General features: G+C 66.2%; 1 protein-coding gene. It reads left to right on the plus strand.

The features are described from left to right. Positions 1 to 429: YwqG family protein (locus IE172_RS30345; RefSeq protein WP_190100549.1), on the plus strand; the 429-nt coding region annotated here is incomplete at both ends.

The raw sequence follows: 429 nt of genomic DNA on the forward strand, positions 1-429 counted from the left end.
GATCGGCGAGGAGTACGGGGGCATCTGGGACGAGGTGGAGGACGAGGAGGCCGAGTGGCACGCTCGGCTGGAGGCCGACGTCGAGGAGTACGCCGCCAAGGTCGGCGTCCGGCCGGCCATGAACAACAGCACCGACAAACTGCGGGGAGTGCAGCGGAATGTCCACGACAGCTGGGACTACGTCACCGAGGCGTTCCAGCGTCTGCGGGAGGAGGCGGTCCTCGAACTCCGGGACGACCCGGAGCGGTTCGACGAGGTGTACGACCGGGCGTGGCGGGAGCTGCCCGAACAACCGCTGTTGCACCTCGCGACCTTCAATATGGAGTCGCTGCAGTACGGCTGGATGGACGGTGACATCAGCTGGTTGATCAGCCGCGACGACCTCCACGCCAGACGGTTCGACAAGGTCGAGCACTACTGGCTGGGCTG

This window comes from Streptomyces griseoflavus, from assembly GCF_014649995.1.
GTDB lineage: Bacteria > Actinomycetota > Actinomycetes > Streptomycetales > Streptomycetaceae > Streptomyces > Streptomyces griseoflavus.